This window comes from Brevibacillus schisleri (assembly GCF_055685845.1).
Genome location: NZ_JBVNDM010000001.1, coordinates 1,117,905 through 1,143,172, shown reverse-complemented (window position 1 = coordinate 1,143,172; position 25,268 = coordinate 1,117,905). Strand labels below are relative to the sequence as shown.

Annotated in this window: 26 protein-coding genes, 1 pseudogene and 2 other annotated features; of the genes and pseudogenes, 9 read left to right on the top strand and 18 right to left on the bottom strand. The window is 47.1% G+C overall.

The annotated features are described in order from the left end of the window. Window positions 1–44: 44 nt before the first annotated feature. Window positions 45–2,012 carry a methyl-accepting chemotaxis protein gene (locus ACUUHJ_RS05785; RefSeq protein WP_472298441.1) on the bottom strand — a complete coding sequence of 656 codons (1,968 nt, stop codon included), beginning with the start codon at window positions 2,010–2,012 and terminating at the stop codon, window positions 45–47. Between the two features lie 215 nt (window positions 2,013–2,227). Further along, entirely contained in the window at window positions 2,228–2,503 is a 276-nt protein-coding gene (locus tag ACUUHJ_RS05780; protein WP_289676395.1) for a hypothetical protein, read from the bottom strand. A gap of 38 nt (window positions 2,504–2,541) precedes the next feature. Between ACUUHJ_RS05780 and ACUUHJ_RS05775 the strand changes: the two genes are divergently transcribed. The 3 genes from ACUUHJ_RS05775 to ACUUHJ_RS05765 all read left to right on the top strand — a co-directional run bounded on the left by ACUUHJ_RS05775 (window position 2,542) and on the right by ACUUHJ_RS05765 (window position 3,887). Continuing rightward, window positions 2,542–2,694, top strand: a complete 153-nt coding sequence (locus ACUUHJ_RS05775) for a hypothetical protein (protein ID WP_012684760.1) — start codon at window positions 2,542–2,544, stop codon at window positions 2,692–2,694. A gap of 137 nt (window positions 2,695–2,831) precedes the next feature. After that, window positions 2,832–2,990 carry a hypothetical protein gene (locus tag ACUUHJ_RS05770; protein WP_012684759.1) on the top strand — a complete coding sequence of 53 codons (159 nt, stop codon included), beginning with the start codon at window positions 2,832–2,834 and terminating at the stop codon, window positions 2,988–2,990. 120 nt (window positions 2,991–3,110) lie between these two features. Next, entirely contained in the window at window positions 3,111–3,887 is a 777-nt protein-coding gene (locus ACUUHJ_RS05765; protein WP_472298440.1) for a Cof-type HAD-IIB family hydrolase, read from the top strand. Between the two features lie 41 nt (window positions 3,888–3,928). On the opposite strand, the gene mutY is transcribed toward ACUUHJ_RS05765, so the two are convergent. Next, window positions 3,929–5,035 (bottom strand): A/G-specific adenine glycosylase, encoded by a 1,107-nt coding sequence (gene mutY, locus ACUUHJ_RS05760; RefSeq protein WP_289676392.1) that lies wholly within the window; start codon window positions 5,033–5,035, stop codon window positions 3,929–3,931. A gap of 31 nt (window positions 5,036–5,066) precedes the next feature. Next, the gene (locus ACUUHJ_RS05755) at window positions 5,067–5,348 is read right to left on the bottom strand and encodes a hypothetical protein (protein ID WP_472298439.1); all 282 of its coding nucleotides are present in this window, start codon (window positions 5,346–5,348) and stop codon (window positions 5,067–5,069) included. 160 nt (window positions 5,349–5,508) lie between these two features. Here ACUUHJ_RS05755 and ACUUHJ_RS05750 point away from each other — a divergent pair, with 160 nt between their 5' ends. Then, window positions 5,509–6,498, top strand: coding sequence for a metal-dependent hydrolase (locus tag ACUUHJ_RS05750; protein ID WP_064203194.1), 990 nt, complete (start codon window positions 5,509–5,511; stop codon window positions 6,496–6,498). A 143-nt stretch (window positions 6,499–6,641) separates the two neighbouring features. Then, window positions 6,642–7,187: a pyridoxamine 5'-phosphate oxidase family protein gene (locus ACUUHJ_RS05745; protein WP_016742787.1), complete on the top strand. Its 546-nt coding sequence runs from the start codon at window positions 6,642–6,644 to the stop codon at window positions 7,185–7,187. A 57-nt stretch (window positions 7,188–7,244) separates the two neighbouring features. Here the strand turns inward: ACUUHJ_RS05745 and ACUUHJ_RS05740 are convergent, their stop codons facing one another. The 4 genes from ACUUHJ_RS05740 to ACUUHJ_RS05725 all read right to left on the bottom strand — a co-directional run bounded on the left by ACUUHJ_RS05740 (window position 7,245) and on the right by ACUUHJ_RS05725 (window position 10,226). Further along, window positions 7,245–7,691, bottom strand: a complete 447-nt coding sequence (locus ACUUHJ_RS05740; RefSeq protein WP_289676390.1) for a carboxymuconolactone decarboxylase family protein — start codon at window positions 7,689–7,691, stop codon at window positions 7,245–7,247. Window positions 7,692–7,763: 72 nt separating this feature from the next. Then, entirely contained in the window at window positions 7,764–8,651 is an 888-nt protein-coding gene (sigJ, locus tag ACUUHJ_RS05735; RefSeq protein ID WP_289676388.1) for an RNA polymerase sigma factor SigJ, read from the bottom strand. Further along, window positions 8,651–9,445, bottom strand: coding sequence for a dioxygenase family protein (locus ACUUHJ_RS05730; RefSeq protein WP_289676387.1), 795 nt, complete (start codon window positions 9,443–9,445; stop codon window positions 8,651–8,653). Before ACUUHJ_RS05730 ends, sigJ begins: the two co-directional genes overlap by 1 nt. Window positions 9,446–9,617: 172 nt before the next feature. Continuing rightward, window positions 9,618–10,226 (bottom strand): superoxide dismutase, encoded by a 609-nt coding sequence (locus ACUUHJ_RS05725; protein ID WP_016742791.1) that lies wholly within the window; start codon window positions 10,224–10,226, stop codon window positions 9,618–9,620. A gap of 192 nt (window positions 10,227–10,418) precedes the next feature. On the opposite strand from ACUUHJ_RS05725, the gene ACUUHJ_RS05720 reads away from it, so the two are divergent. Further along, a complete protein-coding gene (locus ACUUHJ_RS05720) occupies window positions 10,419–11,189 on the top strand; it encodes a sulfite exporter TauE/SafE family protein (RefSeq protein WP_472298438.1) in 771 nt (256 codons plus the stop codon). 546 nt (window positions 11,190–11,735) lie between these two features. Next, window positions 11,736–12,020: pseudogene (locus ACUUHJ_RS05715) on the top strand (c-type cytochrome); the annotation flags it as partial. Between the two features lie 87 nt (window positions 12,021–12,107). Here the strand turns inward: ACUUHJ_RS05715 and ACUUHJ_RS05710 are convergent. From ACUUHJ_RS05710 to ACUUHJ_RS05685, 6 genes are all read right to left on the bottom strand, one after another. Further along, entirely contained in the window at window positions 12,108–13,472 is a 1,365-nt protein-coding gene (locus ACUUHJ_RS05710; RefSeq protein ID WP_472298067.1) for an IS1182 family transposase, read from the bottom strand. A 178-nt stretch (window positions 13,473–13,650) separates the two neighbouring features. Beyond that, complete coding sequence (locus ACUUHJ_RS05705; RefSeq protein WP_472298437.1) at window positions 13,651–15,210, bottom strand: hypothetical protein; 1,560 nt, start codon at window positions 15,208–15,210, stop codon at window positions 13,651–13,653. After that, window positions 15,179–15,736 carry an RNA polymerase sigma factor gene (locus ACUUHJ_RS05700; protein WP_016742795.1) on the bottom strand — a complete coding sequence of 186 codons (558 nt, stop codon included), beginning with the start codon at window positions 15,734–15,736 and terminating at the stop codon, window positions 15,179–15,181. Before ACUUHJ_RS05700 ends, ACUUHJ_RS05705 begins: the two co-directional genes overlap by 32 nt. Before the next feature lie 66 nt (window positions 15,737–15,802). After that, on the bottom strand, window positions 15,803–17,332 hold the full coding sequence (locus tag ACUUHJ_RS05695; protein WP_472298436.1) for a YcdB/YcdC domain-containing protein: 1,530 nt from the start codon (window positions 17,330–17,332) through the stop codon (window positions 15,803–15,805). A 234-nt stretch (window positions 17,333–17,566) separates the two neighbouring features. Beyond that, window positions 17,567–19,111, bottom strand: coding sequence for a 2-isopropylmalate synthase (locus tag ACUUHJ_RS05690; protein WP_289676380.1), 1,545 nt, complete (start codon window positions 19,109–19,111; stop codon window positions 17,567–17,569). Between the two features lie 64 nt (window positions 19,112–19,175). Then, window positions 19,176–19,410, bottom strand: a binding site (T-box leader). Between the two features lie 41 nt (window positions 19,411–19,451). Then, window positions 19,452–19,720: a binding site (T-box leader), on the bottom strand. 81 nt (window positions 19,721–19,801) lie between these two features. Then, on the bottom strand, window positions 19,802–21,169 hold the full coding sequence (locus tag ACUUHJ_RS05685) for an MFS transporter (RefSeq protein WP_289676378.1): 1,368 nt from the start codon (window positions 21,167–21,169) through the stop codon (window positions 19,802–19,804). Window positions 21,170–21,318: 149 nt separating this feature from the next. Here ACUUHJ_RS05685 and ACUUHJ_RS05680 point away from each other — a divergent pair, with 149 nt between their 5' ends. Next, window positions 21,319–22,200: a LysR family transcriptional regulator gene (locus ACUUHJ_RS05680; protein WP_012684744.1), complete on the top strand. Its 882-nt coding sequence runs from the start codon at window positions 21,319–21,321 to the stop codon at window positions 22,198–22,200. Between the two features lie 49 nt (window positions 22,201–22,249). Here ACUUHJ_RS05680 and ACUUHJ_RS05675 read toward each other — a convergent pair whose 3' ends face one another. Together ACUUHJ_RS05675 and ACUUHJ_RS05670 are read right to left on the bottom strand one after the other, a co-directional pair. Further along, window positions 22,250–22,429 (bottom strand): hypothetical protein, encoded by a 180-nt coding sequence (locus ACUUHJ_RS05675; RefSeq protein WP_012684743.1) that lies wholly within the window; start codon window positions 22,427–22,429, stop codon window positions 22,250–22,252. 21 nt (window positions 22,430–22,450) lie between these two features. Beyond that, window positions 22,451–22,681, bottom strand: a complete 231-nt coding sequence (locus tag ACUUHJ_RS05670; protein ID WP_012684742.1) for a YneF family protein — start codon at window positions 22,679–22,681, stop codon at window positions 22,451–22,453. A 161-nt stretch (window positions 22,682–22,842) separates the two neighbouring features. Here ACUUHJ_RS05670 and ACUUHJ_RS05665 point away from each other — a divergent pair, with 161 nt between their 5' ends. After that, entirely contained in the window at window positions 22,843–23,619 is a 777-nt protein-coding gene (locus ACUUHJ_RS05665) for an N-acetylmuramoyl-L-alanine amidase family protein (RefSeq protein WP_472298435.1), read from the top strand. A 14-nt stretch (window positions 23,620–23,633) separates the two neighbouring features. On the opposite strand, the gene prpE is transcribed toward ACUUHJ_RS05665, so the two are convergent. Continuing rightward, entirely contained in the window at window positions 23,634–24,458 is an 825-nt protein-coding gene (gene prpE / locus ACUUHJ_RS05660) for a bis(5'-nucleosyl)-tetraphosphatase PrpE (RefSeq protein WP_289676376.1), read from the bottom strand. A gap of 175 nt (window positions 24,459–24,633) precedes the next feature. After that, a complete protein-coding gene (locus ACUUHJ_RS05655) occupies window positions 24,634–25,263 on the bottom strand; it encodes a response regulator (protein ID WP_016742803.1) in 630 nt (209 codons plus the stop codon). Window positions 25,264–25,268 lie beyond the last annotated feature (5 nt).

Here is a 25,268-nt window from a genome sequence, read left to right as displayed (position 1 = left end):
AAGCCCGGCTGCTCGTGTATGTAGACACGGCACCGGGCTTGTTTTTAGATACGGAATTGACCGATCTGGTTTTGCAATTCTTCCGCGAGGTGTTCAAGAGAAACGGCCGAGGAAGCGATCTCTTCCATAGAGGCTAGCTGCTCCTGGGCAGCTGCGGATACACTTTGTGTTCCATCAGCCGCTTGCAGTGTCACTTCGGAAATATGACCAATGATCTCAACCACTTGCTGTGCCCTTGTAGAGAAATGACGTGTCGCTTCAGATACCTGACCGATTTTCTCTGCCACTTCATTGACGGCTGATTGAATTTGTTCGAAGGACTGACCAGCTTCGTTCACTTTTTCAATACCTTGCGTGACTTCACGCTTGCTCTGATCCATGACAAACACAGCATGGTTTGTCTCCGCTTGAATCGCGGTGATCAGCTGACTGATTTGTTGTGCCGAGCTTGCAGATTGCTCTGCCAGCTTGCGTACCTCATCAGCCACCACAGCAAAGCCTCGTCCATACTCCCCTGCTCTAGCCGCTTCGATTGCCGCATTTAGTGCGAGCAGATTGGTTTGGTTTGCGATAGCAGTGATCACATCCACGATGTTTCCGATTTCCTGGGAACGGGTACCCAAATTATCCACGACTTTTGCCAGACCGTGAATCGATTCGCTGGATGCGTTCATTTGCAGCACAGCCGATTGAATGGCTTTGTTTCCGGTCACTGCTAAGTCTGACGATTCCCTAGCTGCGATGAATACGTTTTGTGTATGCTCTGCGATTTGACCGATTCTTGCCGACATTTGTTCGACTGCTGCGTTACCCTCCTGCGTATGGGAGACTTGCTGCTCGGTTCCTTCCGCCATTTCTTGCATGGTCTCTGCGATCTGTTCTGTCGCTTTGCTTGTCTGGTCCGCACTTGCAGAGAGCTGCTCTGCCGAAGAAGCCAGCTGCTGAACGGAATCATTCACAGAATGGAGCAAGGAACGAAGAGATCCCGCCATATGATTGAAGGCTTTTCCCAACGTACCCAACTCATCGTCACTTCGTATATGTACTTGTTGTGTTACATCGCCTTGGCTCATTTTTTCCGCTGCTTCTGTCAACATGCGCAAAGGACGGAGTAAGGAGCGCAATATCAGGTAAATGACTCCGCCAGCTAGCGCCAGCGCAGCTATTATAATCACGAGCATCGTGTAAAAAATCGGATTTGCTGCTTCTGCTGCTTCGCTTTCATACATCATGCCAACCAGCTTCCAACCCGTATTTTCATTCGTAGTAAACACGGCTTGGACGGGATTTCCTTCGTGCTGAAATTGTAATCGACCTGACTGTTCTGCATATACAGTATCCGCCCAAGACTCCACAACCTCAACGCCAGACTCTCCATTTGGATTGACTAGCATTTTTCGGTTTTTATCCAAAATCGCCATATATCCTTGGGTCCCGATTTTCGCTTGCTTGACCGTCGCGTCGAGCGCTGTCAGTTGAATATCGATTCCCAGAACACCGGATTTATCTGGCAAGGCCATCGCCATTCCCAAAACGATTTTTCCGGTTATGGCATCAACGTATGGATCCACAATGATGCTCTTGCCTGGTTGCTTCATAGCTGCTATGTACCAATCCCTCTTACGCGGGTCAAACCCCTCTGGAAGCTTCGAACCAGTCGCGGTCAACATGCCACCATTTTCGTCCCCGATATACGCCTCACTCACTTCTGGGTTCATCGCGAGAAAACGCTTCAATTGCTTTTTCGTTTCCATTTTGGTCTCTTCTAAGATGTCATCGCGTACAATATCAGAAGCAATCCATTCCACATTCCTCGATTGCTCCAACAGTATTTGATTCAAAAGCGCATCTATCAACCGAACGTTTTCAGAGGCAGTCGTCAGCAATTCATTTGACAGCTCAGCCTTGGCACTTTGATAAGAGAGCAACCCGAGCAAAAGCATGGGGATCACTAATATTGTGGAAAATGTAGCGATAAGCTTGGATTTTACAGTGAGTCTGGGTGTTTTCATTCACTAGCATCACCTTTCTGCGTGTCATGATTGTTCTATATGGTTATCCGTTATATTCTCATTGTAAACTTTCCATTGCCCACCAGACTACATATTTGTTTATTTTTTATTATTTTTTATTATATTCAGAATATACTTTCTTCTAGAAATAGGTAAAAATCGCTTTACAACAAGAAAAAAATGCCATATTCTAAGAGTACGTTCCACTCACACTACTACTTCGGAAAGAAAGGAGGCAGCACCATGATGATGATAGCAATGAATCTAAAACCAGCTCTTCTTGATCGTCTTGTGGATGTTACAACTGAATATAGCAGCGCCTCCTGGGTCGACGAATTCCAGTAGTATTCGTACTCTTCAACATTTCCTTTTCGTCTATTACCGACCACAGGCGTTGTTGCTTGTGGTCTTTCTATGCCCTTCAAAACGGCATGTCCGTTTTTGTTGCCAGAAGACCGCAGGCTTTCGCCCGTGGTCTTTTTCTTTCTCATGAATTAACATTTTCCACCTTGAAAGGGGGTGATTGGTAATGGTACTGAACTTTTTGCTTTTCACTGTCAAGATTGAACGCAATAAGGAACAAGCAGAGAAACTTTTCGCAGAATCTGCTCGCTGTCGCTATCTCGAAGAACGCGCCGAAGAACACGCTTTTGAAGCTGCACAATTTGTGAGCCGCATTTAATGGACACCACTACTTGACTACAGGAGGGATTTTGGTATGAAAAACAAACAACGGCGTCAGATGATGAGGTTTACAGGAGTCAAAGCGATAGACGGTAGCTGACTGCACCAAACTAACGGGATGGGAGGGATACACTCATGTACATTCCAATGATTTTCTTCACAATCATTATTGAGAAACGGAAATTGACACCGAAGCAACTTGAAGCAAAATACATGCAACAGCAAGCGCTGAAACGCATCGAAGAACAAAAGCATCAGATCGTGACACAATTTCCAGAGTTTTTGATTCGATAAAAAGTAACAGTTTCACAAAGATCATGTCTGCGGGGGCATGATCTTTTTATTTTCCACTGCTCTTCCCCTCTCTCCAAGCTTTATAATGGATTCAAAAGGAGAAAAGTGGGGAGTGAAATCATGGAGTATCAAATCGTCTTTTTAGACATTGATGGAACACTCATCAACGAAGAGAAAATCATACCACCGGATACACTCGAAGCCATTCAAGAGCTGCAAAGAAACAAGATCGAGGTCGTCTTGGCAACAGGCAGAGCTCATTATTATTTTGACGAGCTTGCCAAGCAGTGCGGCATCGACTCGTATGTCAGTTGCAATGGCGCATATGTCGTCTATAAAGGAACAACCATTTATGATCGCCCCATCCCGACCAAAACACTCGATCAATTGCAACAGATCGCAGCCCAACACGACCATCCTATCCTGTTTCAAGGCAGGACGGCGGGCTTTTCTACCCATAAGCAGCATCCGTATTTGGATTGGACCTTTCAGCAACTGAAGCTTGATTCCCCTGATCACAATGCAGATTTCGCCCATTCTGAAAATATTTATCAAGCGCTGTTGTTTACACCAGATGCGCATGAACAGCAGTACAGAGAAGAGATTCCCGCTCTCTCGTTTATACGCTGGCATGAGTATTGTATGGATGTTTTTGCGAAAGGCGGTTCAAAAGCACTCGGTATTGAAGCGCTTCTATCCCATATCGGGCTTGCGCCAGGCAAGGCAGTCGCTTTTGGAGACGGTCTGAATGACAAAGAAATGCTCTCTTATGTCGGGATGGGAATCGCCATGGGTAATGCGCATGAAGCTTTGCTGCCGCATGCCAATTACGTCACGCGCCACGTCGATGATGGCGGGATATCTCACGGTTTGCGTCACATCGGTCTGATGAAATAAATAAAAGCTGCCGAGAAATGCTCGACAGCTTTGCCTACCTGTTATTTTTGTCCCAACAGCTCGCGAATTTTTTGATGCGCCATCGGAATGGTGTAAGCATCTAATTCCTCCCAAGCTGCGTATCTTGCATGAACGGGGAGCTCTTCCCCTTCGATCCAGTCACAAGACCATACCTGCATGTTCCACTGCAAATGGGAGAAAACGTGCTGAACCGTACCTAACGGCTGCATGACTTCTACATCGATTCCGAATCGTTCACGCAATCCAACTGCGAGTGCCTCCTGCTTGGCAGCATCACTTTCCTGTTCGGTTTCAACAGTAGGAAATTCCCACATGCCGGCGAGTAGCCCCTGATCGGGACGCTTGTTCATCAATACTTTGCCGTCGCGAATGATAATACCTACTTGCAGATCAACAGGACGTGGAGGTTTGGCTTTGCCTTTGACCGGCAGCTCTTCTGCCACTCCTTCTTGGCGCGCCATACAGTAGTCAAACACCGGACAGGTCAAGCATTGCGGAGTGCGTGGAACACAGACCATCGCTCCCAGCTCCATTAAAGCCTGATTGAAATCTCCCGCTCTTCCCTCTGGAATGACTTGGCGTACGAGATGTTCGATTTTGATTCTTGTGGCAGGCTTGGCAATGTCATCAGTTAAATACAGCAGGCGTGAAAAAACACGCATAACATTTCCATCCACAGCCGGCTCCGCCTTTTCATAGGCAATGCTAAGAATGGCACCTGCTGTATACGGCCCGACACCTTTTAGTGTAGCAATCTCTTCTGGTGTATCTGGCACAACGCCTCCATAGCGAACCGTTACCTCGCGGGCTGCAGCTTGAAGATTGCGTGCGCGGGAGTAATAACCGAGTCCTTCCCACGCTTTTAAGACATCTTCCTCGGGTGCTTTCGCTAACTCACTCACCGTCGGAAATTTCTCCATGAAATTCGCATAATAAGGTTTAACGGTCTCTACGCGTGTTTGCTGAAGCATAATCTCCGATACCCAGATCCGATATGGGTCTTTATTGATCCGCCAAGGCAAATCCCGCTTTTGTGAGTCGTACCAGGCCAGCAAATCCTGAGCAAAGCCAAACACATGAAATTGTTCAGGAAGTGTATATTTCAAGCTTTCTTTTTTTCTCGCCATTTCCGTTTACTCTACTCCTTTTCAACCCAGTTTAAGCGGGACGAAACGCCCACACATGCAGTTTCGCAGCTCCGCCGGAAATACAGTCGCAAAAGTCTTGATCTGCCAATCGGTTTGCCTTGATATCTTCGTATATTTGAACAGTCTCGACCTCAAACGTTTCGACAAACAGACCGGGCTGATCCAAGCCCTCCATTGAGCGGTATTGACGTGCCCCCATCGCTTCCATTCGCTCAGCCATCGAGGTGAGCAATCGCAGAGCGTGACTTCGTTTTTCAGTATCCAGCTTGTATTCAATGAAAACCGTTAGCATGCGACGTGTTCCTCCTTTACCGATTCAACGCTTTCATCATACCCTTCCCACCGCGTATCGAACAAGCACACAAATATTTTCAGAACGGGCGGGAATTAACCTTAGGCAAACGCTATAATAAACAATAACAGTGGAAGGAAGGGAGGAAGACAACGATTCCATGGATACAGCCACACATTTTGCCATGGGCTTTGGATTGGCCGGGCTCGCCTATCTTGATCCTGTCGTAGCTTCTACTCCGTCACTTGCAATGGCCGTCATGATTGGTACGGTCATTGGCTCGCAGGCACCTGATTTGGATGGCTTAGTCCGCCTTCGTGGTACCGCTGCCTACATTCGCAACCACCGAGGCGTTTCTCACTCGGTTCCCGCTTTATTTCTCTGGACTGGAGCCATTTTTGTTCTCATCCAGGCCATGATGCCACAGCCCCATTGGCTGCATTTGCTCGGCTGGATATTCCTGGCCGTCTGTTTACACGTATTCGTTGACTTGTTTAATTCCTATGGCACAAAGGGCCTGTACCCGTTTCGCGATAAATGGGTGGCGCTCAACGCCATTTTCATTTTCGATCCGTTCATTTTCGCTGCTCATCTCGTCGGCTTTATGCTATGGGCGGCAGGCGCGCATCCTGGACACGTCTTTTTATGGATATATGTGATCATTGCCGGATACTACTACTGGCGTTGTCAGGTGCAAAGACGTACGACGGAGCTGGTTCGCCAACGAATCGGCAAAGCTGGTACCTTCACCATCATCCCTACTCTTTCCTGGACGTATTGGACCTTCGTCGCAAAGACAGAGCAGCATTGGTATGTAGGTGAAGTCATTTCGGGGGACGTCGTCATCTTGGACACCTTCTCCATCAAACCGGAAAATGAGCGGATTGCGGCAGCCAAGAAAAGTTACAAAGTCCAGTCCTTCCTCGCTTTTACTCATCATGTGCATGTAGAAACAAAGGAGCGTTCCTTTGGCTATGAGGTCAAATGGATTGATCTGCGCTACCGCTCGCGTTTTCAAGGGAAAAGTCACTACATGTTCGTCGCCGTGGTCTACCTCGACTTTGATCTGACCATCCGCGATTCCTTCGTCGGCTGGATCCACCGCGGAGAAGAACAGCTCACTAAAAAATTGGATTCAAAACGCTCGTAATAAGACGAGACTCCCGCCCCTGCTAGAAGAGGGCGGTTATTTTTTGATCATCTGACCCGTTCATTTTTACCAAAATTGCACCTGTTCTCCTAGTCAAATACCCATTACGATCAAAATAACAACGACAGACTGGGGGACTCGACATGATACCAATTCGTTATTCCAAGCGTACCATTACTGATCAGGAGCAAATTGACCAATTTTTGCAAGTGGCAAAGGTCGGCCATCTCGGCTTGTCCAATGAAATCGAGCCGTACATCCTGCCTTTGAATTTTGCTTGGTGGAATGGCTGTATTTATTTTCACGGCGCGGATTCTGGCAGAAAAATCGAAATGATCAATGGCAACAACCGCGTATGTTTCAGTGTTTGCGAGGAGTACGGCACAATCGCCTCACCTGTGCCTGCCCATATCGATACGGCTTACATGAGTGTGTTTATCGCCGGAACAATTGAGCGTGTTTCTGAACCTGAGGAGATGCGCGATGCGATGCAATCCATGATCGACAAGTACGTACCCGGCTACTATTCAGAACCGTTGCCTTTACAGCATGTCATCAAGTATCGTTCTTCGATGGGCAGTACAACTGCCATCTTCCGGATTACACCTACTGCACTGACCGCCAAAGGTAACCCACTTTCCGAAGAGAAACAGTTCTATCCCGGCAGAAAAGTCGAGATGGATGTATAGCAACGAAAAAAGACACGCTCCTTTTTATAAGAGGCGTGTCTTTTGCTTGAGTGATCTTTACTTATTATACGGGGCACTCATTCCTGTCGAAATCGCGATTCGGTTCCAGCAGTTGATCGTATTGATTGCCATAATCAAGGAAACGTACTCGTTCTCGTCAAAATGCTCGCGAACCTGCTGATAGAGCTCTTCAGAAACACCATTAGCTGTAATGACAGTGACTGCTTCTGTCAGAGCAAGGACGGCGCGCTCTGCCTCTGTGTAAACCGCGGATTCTCTCCATACACTGAGCAAGTAAATGCGTTGCTCTGTCTCACCGAGCTTGCGCGCATCTTGCGTATGCATATCCATGCAAAAAGCGCAGCCGTTGATTTGGGAAGCACGAATTTTGATCAGCTCAATCAGTTTTTTGTCCAAGCCGCTCTCATTCACGAATTTTTCCAGCTTGAGCATGGTTTGATACGCTTCGGGATTTACTGTACGATGATTGATTCTAGCTTGCATGATTCATCTTTCCTCTCCACTCGAATTTGCTTTCAACCTCAAAGACGAGTGAAGCGTCGTTCTTGTGACGAATCATCCATTTTCTTTTTGCAGATGGGCAAGCTTATCAGGATTGACCATCATGTACAAGCGTGCAATGCGATCATCTTCATTCATTGTGATCTGCATGATCGCTTTCAGCTGACCTTCGGAGTAGACAGCGATTCCATCCTGGCCATTGATCGAGCGAATTTGCATGGTAGCATGAGAAGCCCACCTTGGCCATACCCCCATCCAGAAGGCCGTAATCCGCTCATCTGAGAAGATGGGATGAATAGCCGCACGGACTTTCCCGCCACCATCGCTGACAAACACGGCATCTTTTGTCAAAAGTCCGATCAACGACTTCGCATCTGACTTGGAGATGGCCAGCATCAACTGTTCTACCAAACTCGAAGTCCGACTTGGCTGAGGGACGATCGCCTGATAACCTGCTTCAGCCAGCTTTTTTCTCGCAAGGCTAAACTTCTTACGGCAATTTACTTCGGTCATTCCGAGCATCGCAGCAATTTCGCTGTATTCGTAGTCGAGTGCTGTTCGGAGCACAAAAACGGCCCGTAGCGTCGACGGTAGTTTCTCCAAGAGAACAAGTAAGCCATACGAGACGGCTTCTTCGGCAATCACCGTTTGCAAGGGATCATTGGTTTCCGAAGCGTCCAGCATCGGCTCTGGCAGCCATTCCCCTACATACTGCTCCCGCTTCCAACGGGCTGATTTTAATACGTCCAGGCAGCGATTGGTCACAGCTTTGCACAGATAGCTTTTTACATGGTGAATGTCTTGGATGTCGGTACCTGCCAATGCAAGAAAAGTATCCTGAACAATGTCCTCCGCTTCCGTTACGGAGCCAGTCATCCGGTACGCAAGGGAAAACAGTAATGATTTATACTCCCGATAAACATCCTCCATGTGCACGGTCATTATTTTGCATCACCAAACTGCCAAAGGGTGTGGCTGAGACTTCCATAGCGGATGCTCATATGCAGGCGCTTCGCTGTACGCTCATCGTCGGCAGCACCCATGACGTACACGAGTGGGACAAAATGCTCGGTTCCATACGCGGGAACAGCTTTTTCGGCATGTGGAGCAAGTTCGCGATAGTTGGCTAGATCATCGACATTCCAGTCAGTCAATGTTGTTTGCAGCCAGTCTTCGAATTGCTCCGCCCACTCAAAGGTATTACTATCAGACTCTCTCAAGTCCATATAGGAAAAATTATGGACAGTTCCGCCACTGCCGAGGATCAGAACGTCTTTTGCGCGGAGCGGACTGAGTGCTTTACCGATCTGATATTGCTCCTTCACTGTCAGGTTCGGATTAACTGATAAGGCAACAACAGGAATATCTGCATCCGGATAAATATGGCGCAAAACTACCCAGTGTCCATGGTCCAAGCCTCTTGTCGTGTTCAAAGCGACCGGAATGCCGGCTTCCTGAAGAAGTCGGATGGTTTCATCCGCTACTTCACGCTCTCCTTTTGCCGGGTACTCGATTTCGTATAACGCTTGCGGAAAACCGCCAAAATCGTGAATGGTCGGGAAGGTGTCCATGGTTCCCACCATTTGATCATAGGCTTCCCAGTGAGCGGAAAAAATGACAATAGCACGTGGCTTGCGCGGGAGCAGGCCAGGCAATTGGTTCAGTGCTTCTGTATAGGCATTGTTTTCTATAGCAAGTAACGGGGCACCATGTGCAATGAAAAAAGACGGCATCATATGCGTACACTCTCCTCTATACTTTTTAAACTTAGTTACTTTTTGTAAGTATTATATCGCATAATCATCACGGTTACAAGTGTATCCAGAATTGATGCCGTTTCTTTCTTCTGAACAAAAAAAGCTTGCCGTTCCTAAAGAACGACAAGCCTTATAGCTGGTAAAGTTACAATTACTTCGCTGCTGCGAAACGCTTGCTAACTTCATCCCAGTTTACTACGTTCCAGAACGCACCGATGTAGTCAGGGCGTTTGTTTTGGTAGTTCAGGTAGTATGCATGCTCCCAAACATCCAGACCAAGGATAGGTGTTTTACCTTCCATGATTGGGCTGTCTTGGTTAGGAGTAGAGCTGATTGCTACTTTTCCGCCTTCTGCAGTCAGCCAAGCCCATCCGGAACCGAAACGAGTAGTAGCTGCTTTTGCGAATTCTGCTTTGAAGTTGTCAAAGCTTCCGAAAGCCGCGTTGATTGCGTCAGCCAGTTCACCAGTTGGTGCGCCGCCGCCGTTCGGGCTCATGATTTCCCAGAACAATGTGTGGTTAGCATGGCCTCCACCGTTGTTGCGAACAGCAGTGCGGATGGACTCAGGCAGAGCATCCAGATTGCTGATCAGCTCTTCAACGCTTTTACCTTGCAGGTCAGCGTGTGCTTCCAGAGCTGCATTCAGGTTGTTAACATAAGTAGCATGGTGGCGTCCGTGATGGATTTCCATGGTTTGCGCGTCGATATGTGGTTCCAAAGCGTTGTGTGCATAAGGCAATGCAGGAAGTTGATGTGCCATTGTAACATTCCTCCTCAAATTATGTAGGTCAAGCTTACGACTTCATTATACTGTAAGCCAAACAGTTTTTCAACAAATCGGTATGCAAAGTATATTAATCTATTTACTATTTCAAAGAAATTCTATCTTGCAAACGAAAAGGAGCGTGCTAGACTTGGATTATTACAAACGAAGAGAATCAGGTGATTACTAGTGGAAATGGACTTATCAACGATCGTACTTCTCGCCGTCTTTGGATTCGTTGCAGCATTCATCGACAGTACTGTTGGTGGAGGTGGACTCATCTCTCTCCCCGCTCTGCTCGGTCTAGGAATGCCACCGTACCTTGCTCTTGGCACAAACAAGTTGGCTGGCACGATTTCATCTGCCACCAGCTCCTACACCTTTATCAAGAACGGTAAATTTGACAAGAAGCTCATGCTGATCTTGTTTCCCGTCTCCCTGGTCGGCGCCTATTTCGGAGCGAAAACAGTTCTGTTCGTTCCTCAGGAGTTTTTGAAGACCCTTGTCGTTATTATGATGGCACTCATTTTTGTTTACACCCTTTTTAACAAACGATTCGGTCAAGATTCCAACTACAAAGGGCTGACCAAATTTACACTCGGCATCGGGATTCCTTTTACCTTTTTAATCGGATTTTACGATGGATTTTTCGGGCCAGGAACCGGTTCGTTCTTTGTTTTTCTGATGGTGCTTTTGTTTGGCTATGATTTTGTGATTGCAGCCGGCAATGGACGAATATTGAATCTGGCCAGTAACATTTCTGCGCTTTTTGTCTTCACCATGGAGGGCAAGGTCGTCTTCATGACTGGGCTTATCATGGGGATTGCGATGTTGTTGGGGGCAAACCTCGGTGCCAAAATGGCCATCAAAACGGGAGTACGTTATGTCCGTCCGTTGTTCTTGGTTGTATCCATTACCTTGATTGTGAAGATGGTGTATGAGTTGATTTTTACAGCTTGATCATATGACGTACAACACTAGTACGTTGCTGTAGTGGTGGGGAGGAAACAGGAGAAAACGCTCAGATTCTAGGGCCACCTGCTGAGGGATTGACTGCACGACTCCATGTAAAAAGCGAAACCGCGTCCAAAGTAGTCCATTCAGGAGGTTTTTCAGAGGTGGACGCTTAAGAGCGTGTTTCGCTTTTTGCATTCCGTCTCGGTCGGTGTCCCTAAGATCTTCGCTTATTTCTCCTGTTTCCTCTACGAGCTTTCCGTGTTTAAACGGGTTGTAAACGACATAAAAAAATGAAGAATGCAATCAGTTACGATAGAGAAGAATATTTCCAGACGTAGCGACTTGTGGAGTCCTACCGAGCGGAGAAGGGATTCGCGGGAAAAAGAAACGCAACCGTGCCCATGCGACGTAGCGGCTACCACTTTTGCGTTTCCCCGTGAATCCCTTCGGAGCGGACAGTCCCAACCCTCAGCAGGACGGAGCCTGGAGCCTAGACTGGAAATATTCTTCTCCCCACTACAGCCATAAGCAAGTGATAACAAACTCTCCTACTCAAGCTGCCATGGCAATGCCGGGCTGGATTCGACCTCGTCATTGACAGGAGTTACCGCCGTCGATCCGCAGTACATCGCCCGCTCTGACAAGGTACTGACAATTGAGGATCGGATCAACGGCTTTTTTCAACGATGCATGAATGGTAAACCATTGCCATACAACAGTGATGAAATGCGGGCAATGGTCGCTCATCTTACTTACATCGCTACAAATCGACCCTGGCTCATGAAAAGTGATACGGGCATAGCGAAAAAGGTCACCTGCACAAGGGGCTGTTGACAAAAAGGGTTAGGGACCCAATGCCCTAACCCTTTTGCCGTTTTTTCACTTATACGTCGTCGGATTGTTTTGTTTCGTAACCTGTGATTAGTTTGCTTTTATCATTCGTTTAATGTTAATTGCCATTGCAGAAAAGAGGCAGTGTTCGGATACATTTCGAATGCCTCTTTTGTATGTTTCTTTTAAGTTATGCTGCCTTTTCATTGTACCGAAGGTACCCTCGCACCATATTCTTCTTTGCCTTTGGATAACACTGTACTCTTGGCTTTGCTTCCTTGCTTGGTTGCGTTCTTTAGCCTCTTGGAATAATGGTCTTTCTATTGTTTTGCGAGATGCGGTTTGTCCAAAACATTGTTGGCGTAACTCACAGGACTTACAGTCCTTTGTTTGGGCAGCATAAATTTTGCTATAACTTTGTTTCCAACTGTGCCACTTAACATGAGTAAATTGAAGTGCCTTGCCATTCGAGCAATAATAGGCATCGTTCATTTCATCAAATGTAAATTGTACTGACCTTTCGGTCTGATCAATAACACCTTTTATCGGAGAGATATAACCGGTTATCTTTAAATTTTCTAATTCATGGTGTACTCCAGAGCGATCATACCCTTTATCTGCGCCTACTTTGCCAATATGTAAACCAAATTTCTCTTTTTGTATCTGTAATCGCTTTATAAATGGTTCGTGGTCATTCACATTAGCAGCCGTAACGTGTATATCAGTTATGATTCCATGCTTAACGTCCACACTGGTATGCGCTAAATAGTGAAATCCCTTGGGTTTATTAGGACGGTTCAATAAACCTGACTCCGGGTCTGTTGTGCTCTGTTTTACTTCCTTCTCAGGAGGAGAGGTTTTAGGTTTTCTTCCTCGTTTTTTCCTAGTGGGATCGTTATCTCTGTCTTTTTTAATTCTCCGTGCTTCCTTTTCTAGCTCTTCAAGGTACTCAGTAGGCTTTTTCTCCACTAAAACTTTTTCTGACCTATTAATCGATGCATTCGCTTTGATGTGAGTAGAATCAACAACAATTATTTCCCCAGTAACTAAACCAGTTCGAATACATTCCGAGACGATGTGATCGAAGATCTCCTGAAAAATATGACTTTCTTTAAATCTACGACGGCGGTTCTGGCTCAGTGTGGAATGATCGGGAACAGTGTCAGTTAAGTCCAATCCTAAAAACCATCGATAGGCCAAATTCACTTGGATTTCTTGTTCCAACTTCCTTTCGGAAGGGATGCCATAAAGATACCCGATAAGGATCATTTTCATTAACAAAACTGGATCAACTGAGCGACGACCTACAGGCGAGTATAAGTGTTGCACTTTCTCATAGATAAAAGAAAAATCAATCTTATTACGAACAACACGTAAAAAATGATTCTCGGGTACAAGATCATCCAAATTTAAGAACATAAACTGGTGCTGTTTGTCTCCATCGATTCCCATCATGAGATAGCCCTCCAAAATAAAAAGAACCGTATAGAAATGATTTCTACACGATTCCCAGAAACCCCTATCTCTACGGCAATTTGTCAACAGCCCCGCACAAAGGGGACCTTTTTCGGCTAGCATGTGTGATTCGTCCCGCAATGGAGATAATGGCGCGTTCTTATCCTGCACCGTTTGTTTAATCAAGATAGCTCGCCATTGCCTTTGGTTCCAAAGGCACATAGACTAGCGAAGGGGTCTCTTGGCCTTTCACCCATATATAAGCCAGCTCTACAGGATGGTTTTTCAAGTAGGCTCTCGCTGCTTTTTCTGGCTGCATCTCTTGCTCGTCAGTCTGCGCACTTGAAGTGTTGCTGGATAAATCCTTCTGAAAGCCGATCACCTTTCCGGTTTTGGAGTCGATGTCAACCGTGTACCCTTGTACATGATTCACCGGAGGCTTTTTTCCAGACAGAGCTTTGAAATAGATGCGGTATGTAGGTGAATGGAGTTCAACTTTGATCACTTGCAGCCCCGTAATTTCGGAATCCAGATATTTTTGAAGGAATGAAACGGCTGTATCGGTCACAACAGCAGCATCCTTCGCTTCAGCAGAAGGAGAGGTTGGCGGATTCACATACTCGATTCCGGTGACCTCACCTGTCAAATCGTTCGCCTGAAGAGAAACAGAACTGTTCTTGCCCACCTTCCAATAATAGGTAGTCGTATACTTGTAGTGCTCCACTTTCCACAAGCTTTCTCCTTCTACCGTGAAATCAAAATTCGTTTCCAATATTCTCAAGGCCTCTTCTTTATTCATAGCAATCATTCTCGTTCCAACGCCACTCACCTTGTAATTCTTGCCACGCAATTGGCTATATTCCCTCTCGACTCCAATCAATTGACCATCTTTGGCATCTACAAAACCCATCAGGTCAGGATTGTAGCTGATGTTCTGCGTGTCTGAATAGAAAAGCGACATGACATCGGCTAGAATGGACTCCGCCTCTACTTTAGAAATCGTACGGGATGGATCAGGAAAGGTTTGTTCATTTCGTTCTCTTTTCTGAATCTGGCTAGCAAGTACAGATTTTCCGTTGTTGGCTTCATCCAGCATCACGATGTAGTGATCATTGATGAACGGAATCCCGTTTACGGTACGCGCAAAGACAAATTGCTTTTGCTTTGTATCCGACAAGGAATCTACAAACTGGTAGGAGCGACTATCCTGTCCAACCATTTGCTTGAGATAGGCAGCTGCTTGGTCATGCAGGGTAGTCGAGGTCGTTTTGCTGTAGGGAGCCGTTGTTGTCATAGCAGTGCTCTCCTTAGGAGATTTCTCTCCTATTCTCGACTCTTTTGCAGTGACTCGTTTTTCTGGCCCCGCTATCTGTTCTTTTTTCCCCCCAACCGCAGGAGGTACCGGTACACTTTCCTTGGTATCTTCAGGAGCTATTTTTGCAACAGTCATCGGTTCAAAACTCGGAGGAGACAACTGTTCTGGTGACGAGTGCCTTGGTTCTTCTACATCTGTTGAAGGAAGAGCGAGTGAAGCTCCCCAGGCAACCAACAGTAAAAAGGCAACAGCCTGAACACTCTTGATCATTCGATTGCTGGCGATTGACTGCTGATCCATTTTCCTTGCTTTCGCCGCCAAAGCCACTCTTAGCCGTTCCTTTGCTTCCATTTGCGGTTTTGGAGCATATTGATTCAATTCTTTCATTCTCTCATGTAGGATATCTACGTCTTTCCAATACATGTGCTCCCCCCTCCTTCCGTCCCCTTTCCTCCATCTTTTGTTGAACGAGTTTAATGGCCCGATGATAGTCTACCTTGGCTTTGGACTCAGAGATACCCAGGAGCTCTGCTGTCTCTTTCACGCTGTGCCCCTCAATAGAACGTAAAATCACAACCATGCGATACTTGGGAGGAAGCGAGAGAATCGCATCTCTAAGCTGGCGGTCTCTCTCCTTTTCCATATAAATCTCTTCTGGCAAGCCATCCTTGGCTGGAAGCTCTTTAAACCAAATATCCGCGAATATTCTCTGGAATTTTTTGCGTCGATAAAGATCAATGGCAGCATGTTTGGCAATGGAAAATATCCATGTTTTTATCTGCACTCTTCCGTCATACCGAGGCAATGCCTGCAACACCCGCGTGAATACTTCTTGGGTGATATCTTCCGCGTCGTTTCTGTTCCCAATAAAGTGATAGAGGAAATAATAGATGTCCTGATAATAGGTTTCGACAAGATCATGAATCCGCTCTTCATAGCTCCCATACATCTGCTTCCCTCCTTTACACAAAACAAGTGTGCTTGCTCCATTATTGAAAGCAAGCACGGCACTCCCTTATTTCTTCTTTCTTGGGTTTTGGATAGACTCCCCAGTCAGGGCGTCTACGTACTCTAACATATAGTCATTCTCTTGTGGCTTGTAAACCAGTATCGTGGACTCCGAACTTTCACGGTCTATGACCGGAGCATAGTACATCAGTTCCAATGGGTGATGCTTCAGATACTCTTTGGCAGCTTTCTCTGGTGAGACTGCCTTGGCTGGATCGGGATAAGTGACTGCGCTGGGGTCAAATTCTCCAAACAGACCCATGAGTTTGCCTGTCTCACTGTTAATCTCAACCCTATAGGTTTGATCCTCAACCGGGATGCCATTTATCGTGTTGAAAAAATTGAAGATGTAATGATCGGATTGCTTCAGTCGGAAATCCTTGTCCAGTACCACAGCTTTTGTATCGGTATGCAAATAAGTTTGTAGCACTTGCAGGGCTGTCTTTTGAGCTTCTTCGATGGATACCTTCTTGCTAGGCTCTTTAGAATCGTCTTCCAAATACAGAGCAACGACTTGACCATTCGTTGTTTTTACCCGTACGCTGGCGACTTGATCCCCTTTTTTCCATTGAAACTCCTTCACATCCCCATTTGGCTTATTTTCGGGGACCTTTTCAGTAAAAGTAGCTCCGGTTGTGTCAAAGCCAAGAAGATTTTTCAAATGGCTCGCAGCTTCATCCTTATCCTTTGCAGTCAACTTTTGGCCCTGCGGCGAAACTGGAGTAGCAGGAGCTGAAAGATTAGGTTCTCGGTAAAATCTTGCATGTTCGGTCTCGACTGATTTGCCCGACTTGGCATCCAAGAATCCGGACCAGGAGACTTGATAGGTCAACATCAAGCCACTGCGGTCTTTATTCGAACGATAAACGGGTGTCATCAGTCCTACGACTGCTTTTTCTGCCTCTTCTAAAGACATCGCTTCTTCTGGTTTCGGAAGGGAAGCAGGATCAATCTGCTTGGAGATCTGCCCAACGTTGCTGATCAGAGAGACGACCTCCCCATTCCCATTCAGACCCAAAGACATTTTTTCATCATGATGCGGAACCCCGTTTATGACTAACCGATATGCGGGACCGCCCAATTGCTCTGACTTTTGCGGATTATATTGGTACATCTTCGCCGCGTCTCCCAATAAAGCTTTCAAAAATGCATCCGCTTTTTCCTTCTGGACGTCCAACGGAAGCTCCTTGTCTTCCGGTTCATCTGTCCTATAACCAAAGCTGTTGATGTCCCCTGTCTTCTTGTCCAGAAAAATGACCATCCGGGGAGTTTTTTTACCGTCTCCCTTTTTTCGTTCTACCATTACAACATCGCTTGTTTCTCCTATGTCCATTTTCTGAACAGTGAGCTCTTTCATATATGGCAGTAGCTCTGACAGCTTGTCGATTGTTTTTTGGGCCATGGCCTGCGCTGTTGCATCCACCGCCACTCCCGTATGGCTGGCTGAAGTCTTCTCAGCTTGAGCCGCCCATGCTGGCGTTGCTGTCAGAAGAGTTGCCGCCATGACTGACATAACTGCCCGATTCCATTTTTTCATCTATTCTTTCCTCCTCAGATTTGTTTCCTGCTTCTCATTTGCATTATTCGCACGAGCTTACAAAAGGTTACATTTTATTTCCAGTTTCCTCCACAAAAAGACAATCATCTGAACAGCGACTATCCGTCAAACAATCGGTTTCCCCGGTCAAACTATGGTTACAAACATACAAAAAAACCTTGCTATGGTGATAAAACAGCAAGGTTTTCAGGCTGACTTTTTATGTTTTGGCTTTTAGCTAGCCCCGGCTGTTACAGCTTTTGCTTGATGATCACGCACCGCCTGATTGCTCGCTGCCATAAACGCCTGCGCGACCGCCATCAGTACATCTCGATGCTCGGCAACTCCTTTAAAATGACTTCCGTTGGCGCTGACCGTCACGATCGCTTCGCCTGTCGCATGCTCTCCCGACGACAATGAATACAGCTCCATGTCCGTAAACTCCACGTCGAACGGCAGTGCCTGCTTGATGCCTGCCACCAATGCCTCAACAGGTCCTTCTCCCGTGCCAGAGTATGCTTGTTCTGCTCCTGTCACATTGTTCGTAATCGTGCAGGAAGCCATGCGATGTCCAGATGTGCCGGTGAGCACTTGCGCATTTACGAGTGTGAATGGCTCCAGTACGGCGTTCACGGTATGTCCCACGAGTTCAAGCAATTGATGATCCTGAACAACTTTTTGCTTGTCAGCCAGCTCTTTAAATTGGACGTACAGTGTCTCCATCTGCTCATCGGTCAGCTGTATCCCGAATTCGTTTACACGGTGCTTAATGGCATGGCGACCGGAATGTTTTCCGAGAATGATCATGTTGCGAGGCACGCCCAAGCTCTCCGGGTCCATGATTTCGTAGGTGCTGCGCTCTTTTAAGAGACCATCCTGATGAATTCCCGCTTCGTGTTGAAAGGCATTGCGACCGACAATTGGTTTGTTGAAAGCAATCGGGAAGCTCATGGCACGACTCACCTTTTGTGAAGTGGTGTAAATGTGCTCCGGTCTGATGCCAGTCTCGGCATCCAGTGCTTCTTTGCGCGTCTCAATGGCCATCACCAGCTCTTCCAAGGAGCAGTTCCCTGCTCGCTCACCGACCCCGTTGACCGTTACTTCGACTTGAGTGACCCCAGCACGAATCGCAGCCAAACTGTTTGCAACCGCGAGTCCCAGGTCATTGTGGCAGTGTGCACTGAACTCTACCTTGTCGCTGCCACGAACGTTTTTCATGACACGAGTGAACATAGCTCCGTACTCTTCCGGAAGCGCGTAACCTACCGTATCGGGGATGTTGATAATGGTTGCCCCTTCTTCAATCGCTGCCTCAATCATCTCAAACAGGAACTCATCACCTGTACGAGTCGCATCCATCGGCGAAAATTCGAACCGGTCTACAAACTGTTTGCCGTACGCAATCATCTCGCGGGCGATCTTAATCACCTGCTCTCTGGACTTGCGGAGTTGGAAGTCCAGATGAATGCTAGAGGATGACAGAAACATGTGGAGTCTGCGACGCTCTGCCGCTTGTGTAGCCCGAACGGCAGCGTCGATGTCCTCTTTCACCGCACGAGCAAAGCCACAGATTTCCACGCCCTGCACCTCTTGCGAAATACGTTGCACCGCCATGAAGTCACCAGGGCTGGAGATAGGAAAGCCCGGTTCGATGACATCCACACCGAGGTCTGCCAAATGCTTTGCTATCACGATTTTTTGCTCGGGCGAAAGAGACGCTCCTGGCGCTTGCTCTCCGTCACGCAGTGTCGTATCAAAAATATGGATTCGTTTTGTCATGGGTAATGCCTCCTCAATTTTTAGTCGTTTTTTTCGTAATAAAAAAAGCCCACCGTCTCCATATACAAGAGACGACAGGCTTTTCGCTGCCGCGGTACCACTCTCGTTGATCCCCTCTTTTTTCAGAAGAGAATCCACCTCGCTGTCCCGATGACGTGGGACGATCCGTCAAGGTCTACTGAACGTTTTCAACCTTGCCGCTCCCGGGTGAGATTCGAGCATTTCCTGACTGCGTCGCACCTACCCGCAGCTCTCTGGACAAGAAATTCGCTTTACTAGCTCCCGTTCTTCGCGTTTGTTCTATGTCGTTGTGAAAATCAAAAAGGCCTGCCGTCTCTATCGAAGAGACGACAGACCTTGTCTATCGCGGTACCACTCTCGTTGACCCCAGCTACTCGCCAGAAGTCCACCTCATGTACTGATCCTAGTCGATCAGCACAACCCGATCACGGAGGTTAACCGTCAGAACTTACTACTCGATGCAGCGCTACATCTAGTTCAGTCCTGCCGCTCCCGGGCGAGCTTCACTGGCTTCTCTGACTGCGTTGCACCATCCCGCAGCTCTCTAAACAGATCAGTCCACTTACTGTTCCCGTTCTTCGCGTTATTGTTATTATTGTTTGAAATTTTATTCGGTTTATATCTGATTGTCAATGGCGGCTAGCAATAAAAATAATTTTAATAAGCAAATTAATTGACCTCTCTCACCGATCTGCGGCTGAACTGTCTGTAATAAAGGCAAGCGAGACCCAATATCACGAGCACTAAAGCGGAATAAATATTGCTATAGACCGACGCTCCTGGATAGCTATTGAGCAGATTCCAGCTCTCAGCAGCTCCTCCATCAATCGACTTGCCGTACAAGGTAGCTGCAAGTGCACCCGCAATAAAGTTCAGCATTGCCAACAGTCCCATCCCGACGCCGATCTGTTCCTTTGGTAACGACTGTGAGATTGCGTTTGACATCGAAATCATCATAAACGATAGTCCGACATTGCCAAAAATCAGAAAAACGGCAATGAAGAACGGGGAAACTCCCGCAAAGGAAGAGAATAGGACAAAGCTGCTCAAAAGTAGCGTAGACGCAGTGTAAAATAAATACGAATTCCCTTTCTTATCTGCAAGAATCCCAGCCTTTTTCCCCAAAAACGCGGTCACAATTGCTCCTGGTACCATGACAAAGCCAATGAGCCCCGGTGCCAGATGATTCACATCAGCCAACAATTGTGGACTAAGAAAAGCGAATGAATAGCCGCTCCCTATCATCAAAAAGGCAATGACCAGCCCGAGCGAATAGCGTTTACTCCGGAATAAGCCAGGGCGAATAAATGGTTCTGCAGTCGTCCGAATCCTTAACAGGAACAGAAGGAATGAGAGGATGCACCCCAGTGCGAGCAACAAGCTCTGATTCGTAATAGCGAGCAAAAGCAATGCAATCGTTATGGCGAGAAGCCCACCACCGACCCAGTCCATTTTGACGGCTTCCCGCTCCTCCTCCTCCAAATACTTGCGGAAAAAAGGCACGGCAAAAAGCGCGAACAACGGCATGCAGAACAGCCATCTCCAATCGAGCAGACTGACCAGCAAAGAGGAGAGAACAGGACCTAATGCGCTACCGATTGCCATCCCGGTCATGGAGATTCCTAAAGCTCGGCCCCTACTCTCTGGGGGAAAATAACGCACCGGAATAATGGAAGACGTCGCCGGAACAACAGCAGCTCCTGCTGCCTGCACAATTCTCCCAAAAAGCACCATGCCATAATTATCGGCGAAAAAACCGATAACGGAGCCGATGGCAAATAGAATCAATCCGAATGTAAGCAAATGCTTGAGCTTGTAGGAATCAGCTAGCTTTCCGTACATCACGGTTCCAACCGCATAGATTAACAAAAAGGCAGACGTCACCCAGCTTACTTGGCTAAAGGATAAATGAAACTCCGTCCTGATTTGCGGTAACACGATATTGAACATCGTAGCACTCATCACCGTAATCATGAGCGTAAACACGAGTACGCAAAGAACTTTTTCGGCAGATTGTGGTTGTGGTTCGGTTTGCATATTGGAAAGACACCTCTCGTTATCACCGATTTCTTCCCGGGAAGGTGATTGTTGGCCTTGCTAGATGTAGTTTATAATGATTTTAAAATAAACAAAAATATATCTTCTGACATGTAGTTGATATACCTGAGTATATGGAGTTGAATCGAATGGAATTGTTGCAATTGCACTATTTCCGAACAGTGGCCAAGTGGCAGCATATGACGAAAGCCGCCCAAGAGCTGCGAATTGCTCAGCCTGCTCTCAGCAAAACCATTGCTCGGTTGGAAGAGGATGTCGGGGTTCCGTTATTTGATCGCGAGCGAGGACGTATTCGGCTGAATACATTTGGGAAGGCGTATTTGGAGCGTGTAGATAAAGCACTGAACTTGTTGGAGGAAGGTCAAAAAGTCGTATCGGATCTGGCCGGAATGGAGCATGGTCGTATTCATCTGGCAACGTCGACCTTGGATCTATTATCAGAACCGTTGGGCAAGTTTCTCGCACTCCATCCAGATGTGCATTTCCAGATCACGCAAGCCACCATGGAAGAAATGGCACTCCTTTTGGAATCAGGCGAAGTGGATATTTGCTTCACGCATTTGCCGATCAAGCTACCGGATATTTTGACAACGCCCGTATTGAAAGAAGATATTCATGTAGCTGTCCCACGCACGCATCACTTAGCCAAGCAAACCAGTATTCAACTAAGCGAGCTGGCTGAAGAGTCCTTTATCGGCTACCGTGAGGACTTTCCCATCCAAATGCTGTACGATCAGTTCTTTCAAAAAGCGGGGATTACCCCCAAATTCGCTTGTCGGGTAGATGATCCCGGCTCTATCCAAAAGCTGGTCCGGGCCGGTCTTGGTATCGCCCTCTATGGCTGTATCAGTCGAGAGGAAGACCCTCACCTAGTCATGCTTCCGATCAAACACCCGATCTGCCAGCGACATTTTCAAATGATTCGGCACGAAAAAAGATACCTCTCCCTGGCAGCACGCCAGTTCTGTGATTTTATCGTCCAGTATTTTGCTGATTCTCTTGAAAAATAAGCCCCTTTCCAACAGAAAAAAGCCTGGCATCCGTCGCCAGGCTCTTCCCCTACTCTTGTTTTCTTTTTTTCATACGTAAAATAATGCCGTCAATGAGCAGTCCAATCCCCGCTCCGTAAAAAGGGGCCGCAAATCGAGTTCCTTCAGCAAGCGGCAGGTCTTTCAAGTACACGATAAACACACCGACAATAAAACCGATCATCGTGTAGCGCAGCCGGGTCGCCCCCATCAAACGACACTCCCTTTCACGCTACTTCCCGAATTTATTTGGCATTTTCATGTTTTTCATCGTACGACTCATTTGTTTGAGCTGCTTTTGATTGAGATTCATCCCCATTGAGCGGGCCATGGCTTGAAGCTGCTTGTCGTCCATTTGCATGTTGGACATTTGTTTTTTCAATAAATAAGTCCCTCCATAAAATCCACCAGCGAGACCGATTAACAATGTAACAATTGGAATTACCCAGTTGTACCAAGCCATCAATACATTACCATCCTCTATACGTAATTATGAACTCTTTTATTGTACCATAGTTGAGCTATCTTCTGTAAATTGTGATTAGAAAACTTGGAAAATGAGAACACTGCCCTCAACAACATCCTTGTCTCAAGCATATTCTAATAGCAAGAGGTGAAACAACTATGACTCCAATTGTGATTCTGGACGCTGGACACGGTGGCAGCGATCCAGGCGGAGGTAACAACACGCAATTTACCGAGAAAGATATGAATTTGCAAATATCGCTTTACCAATATAATCGCTTTTTGGCTCTAAATATTCCTGTCGCGATCACACGAACAACCGATGTGACTCTGACAAGTGAGGCTCGGACTGCTCTGGTTCGAAACAGCAGTGCTCGCTACTGCATATCCAACCATATTAACTCAGGTGGCGGCCGGGGCTCCGAGGTCATTTACTCGATTTATGGCTCCCCAACCTTTCCCCAATTGATCCAGGATGCCCTGACAGCGGAGGGGATGCCGAATCGGCGCATTTTTACGCGAACACTGCCAGATAATCCGCGGCTCGATTACTACTTCATGCACCGGGAGACTGGTAGCGTGGAGACGGTCATTGTCGAGTATGGCTTTGCCGACAATGCGTTGGATGCAAATAAACTACAGCAGGATTGGCGAGATCTCGCGGAAGGGGTAGTCCGGGCATTTTGCACGTACGCTAAGCTTCCCTACCAGCCCCCTACGACTCCTACTTCAACTCCAAAACCTACTACAGCACCTACCCTTGCTCCCACCACTTCTCCCGGAAACGGCGATGACTGGAAGCAGGAAGCCGTCAATTGGCTGTATGATCAAGGCTTTTTAACAGACGAACAATGGCGTCAGCAGCCTGACCAACCTCTGCCGCTCTGGGCACATGCTGTCATCCTGAAGCGTTTATTCGAAAAGCTCAAACCGTAATATCACGTCTCCGTTTAATCATCTGCTTTAAAACGGGTCAGCGGCGTATCCGTTAAACCCGAATAGTTTCTTTTTGCTGGCACACTCACCAATTCGTCCTCTGGGTAACGGTAGGCGGTTAACTTTCCGCCGAACACACATCCTTGGTCGATGTTGATGGTGCCATTTTTTCGTTTTGGTTCTGGATGCGGATCATGTCCCCATACGATGATGGGCGAAGTCACTTTTCGTTCTTTTGCCCATTCTCTGCGGATCGGGCGCCCATCCGGCCCCGTCCCTGCTACATCGCCATATCGGCAAAACGTGTAGACCGCAGGCGAATCCATCCCTATGTAATCGTCGCGAATCCCCGCATGAACTGCGATCGCTACTATTTTTTCATTTTGTTTGATGATCATGTGCGAAGGAGAAGAAAATAGCAATCTACGGCTCTGCTCACGCAGTAAGGAGGCCTTCTTCGGTCCGTATTCTTGCTGATACAACCGAATCTCCTCTTCTACCTTTTCATCTCCGTGAGCCAATGTCACTGGTCTGCCATCCAACCAGCGGGCTACTTTCCACCCGTGGTTACTATCTACCATTTCAGCCAGGCCTGCCGTGACATGCTGGTGAAAAAATTGCAGCATTTTGATTGAGTAAGGTCCACGACTCGTGATATCACCGAGGGAAAGGAGCTTTCGGCCGTGGGGATGGCGATATGTACCGTCTGGGGCTCGTTCATATCCCAAGCGTTTGAGCAATTCTATAAATTCGTCGTAACAGCCGTGAACATCCCCAACGATATCCACACCATTGTCAGCCGAAAGCACCTTGGAGCGTGTTTGAGGTTTGTGCCTCATAGCCCGTCCCTCCTTTCCGTTATCTCTCATTCGTTACTTACTATCTTTACCACATCTACGAAAAAAACTCACGGTTTGCATACAAGAAAACGGTTTAAACAAGTAAACGCGCGAAAAAGCCCCTGTTTACTGAGGAGCTATTTGGCGCGTTTACTTATTATATGATGCTATGTGCTTAACCTAAGCTATGCGTGTGCACGTAAATAGCCGCTTGCGTGCGATCCTCCACGTTCAGCTTGGCAAGAATGTTGCTGACATGAGTCTTGACTGTTTTGATCCCGATAATCAGCTCATCAGCAATTTCTTGGTTGGACTTGCCCTGACCGATCAGCTTCAAAACCTCCAACTCGCGCGGTGTCAGCTGTTCATGAGGATGAGACTCTTGACCATGACGGAAACGGGCCATGATTTTTCCTGCTACTCTCGATTCCAGAACTGGCTCACCCGCCGCAGCAGAGCGAATTGCTTTTGCAATTTCGGCTGCACGCGAAGTCTTTAACAAGTAGCTGAATGCCCCCGCTTCAATGACCGGATATACCTTTTCGTCATCAATAAAGCTAGTCAAGACAATAACCTTACTGGAAGGGCAGCTTTCACGAATACGCCGAGTCGCTTCCACACCGCCGATGCCTTCCATGACCAAATCCATCAGAACGACATCTGGGAGCAGTTCTTGCGTCATTCGCACCCCTTCTTCCCCACTTCCTGCCTCTGCTACGACTTCAATATCGTCCTCTGTAGACAAATAAGCCGCCAGACCCATCCGAACCATTTCGTGATCATCTACCAGTAGTACCCGAATCACCGAGC

Coding starts and splice junctions, on each gene's coding strand:
- ACUUHJ_RS05685 (WP_289676378.1), bottom strand. CDS start 21,169: ATGCAAACCGAACCACAACCACAATCTGCCGAAAAAGTTCTTTGCGTA.
- ACUUHJ_RS05680 (WP_012684744.1), top strand. CDS start 21,319: ATGGAATTGTTGCAATTGCACTATTTCCGAACAGTGGCCAAGTGGCAG.
- ACUUHJ_RS05770 (WP_012684759.1), top strand. CDS start 2,832: ATGTACATTCCAATGATTTTCTTCACAATCATTATTGAGAAACGGAAA.
- ACUUHJ_RS05690 (WP_289676380.1), bottom strand. CDS start 19,111: ATGACAAAACGAATCCATATTTTTGATACGACACTGCGTGACGGAGAG.
- ACUUHJ_RS05730 (WP_289676387.1), bottom strand. CDS start 9,445: ATGATGCCGTCTTTTTTCATTGCACATGGTGCCCCGTTACTTGCTATA.
- sigJ (WP_289676388.1), bottom strand. CDS start 8,651: ATGACCGTGCACATGGAGGATGTTTATCGGGAGTATAAATCATTACTG.
- ACUUHJ_RS05670 (WP_012684742.1), bottom strand. CDS start 22,681: ATGGCTTGGTACAACTGGGTAATTCCAATTGTTACATTGTTAATCGGT.
- ACUUHJ_RS05675 (WP_012684743.1), bottom strand. CDS start 22,429: ATGGGGGCGACCCGGCTGCGCTACACGATGATCGGTTTTATTGTCGGT.
- ACUUHJ_RS05740 (WP_289676390.1), bottom strand. CDS start 7,691: ATGCAAGCTAGAATCAATCATCGTACAGTAAATCCCGAAGCGTATCAA.
- prpE (WP_289676376.1), bottom strand. CDS start 24,458: ATGAGGCACAAACCTCAAACACGCTCCAAGGTGCTTTCGGCTGACAAT.
- ACUUHJ_RS05725 (WP_016742791.1), bottom strand. CDS start 10,226: ATGGCACATCAACTTCCTGCATTGCCTTATGCACACAACGCTTTGGAA.
- ACUUHJ_RS05755 (WP_472298439.1), bottom strand. CDS start 5,348: ATGCTAACGGTTTTCATTGAATACAAGCTGGATACTGAAAAACGAAGT.
- ACUUHJ_RS05780 (WP_289676395.1), bottom strand. CDS start 2,503: ATGAGAAAGAAAAAGACCACGGGCGAAAGCCTGCGGTCTTCTGGCAAC.
- mutY (WP_289676392.1), bottom strand. CDS start 5,035: ATGGCGAGAAAAAAAGAAAGCTTGAAATATACACTTCCTGAACAATTT.
- ACUUHJ_RS05745 (WP_016742787.1), top strand. CDS start 6,642: ATGATACCAATTCGTTATTCCAAGCGTACCATTACTGATCAGGAGCAA.
- ACUUHJ_RS05665 (WP_472298435.1), top strand. CDS start 22,843: ATGACTCCAATTGTGATTCTGGACGCTGGACACGGTGGCAGCGATCCA.
- ACUUHJ_RS05710 (WP_472298067.1), bottom strand. CDS start 13,472: ATGATGGGAATCGATGGAGACAAACAGCACCAGTTTATGTTCTTAAAT.
- ACUUHJ_RS05705 (WP_472298437.1), bottom strand. CDS start 15,210: ATGTATTGGAAAGACGTAGATATCCTACATGAGAGAATGAAAGAATTG.
- ACUUHJ_RS05765 (WP_472298440.1), top strand. CDS start 3,111: ATGGAGTATCAAATCGTCTTTTTAGACATTGATGGAACACTCATCAAC.
- ACUUHJ_RS05785 (WP_472298441.1), bottom strand. CDS start 2,012: ATGAAAACACCCAGACTCACTGTAAAATCCAAGCTTATCGCTACATTT.
- ACUUHJ_RS05700 (WP_016742795.1), bottom strand. CDS start 15,736: ATGTATGGGAGCTATGAAGAGCGGATTCATGATCTTGTCGAAACCTAT.
- ACUUHJ_RS05750 (WP_064203194.1), top strand. CDS start 5,509: ATGGATACAGCCACACATTTTGCCATGGGCTTTGGATTGGCCGGGCTC.
- ACUUHJ_RS05695 (WP_472298436.1), bottom strand. CDS start 17,332: ATGAAAAAATGGAATCGGGCAGTTATGTCAGTCATGGCGGCAACTCTT.
- ACUUHJ_RS05775 (WP_012684760.1), top strand. CDS start 2,542: ATGGTACTGAACTTTTTGCTTTTCACTGTCAAGATTGAACGCAATAAG.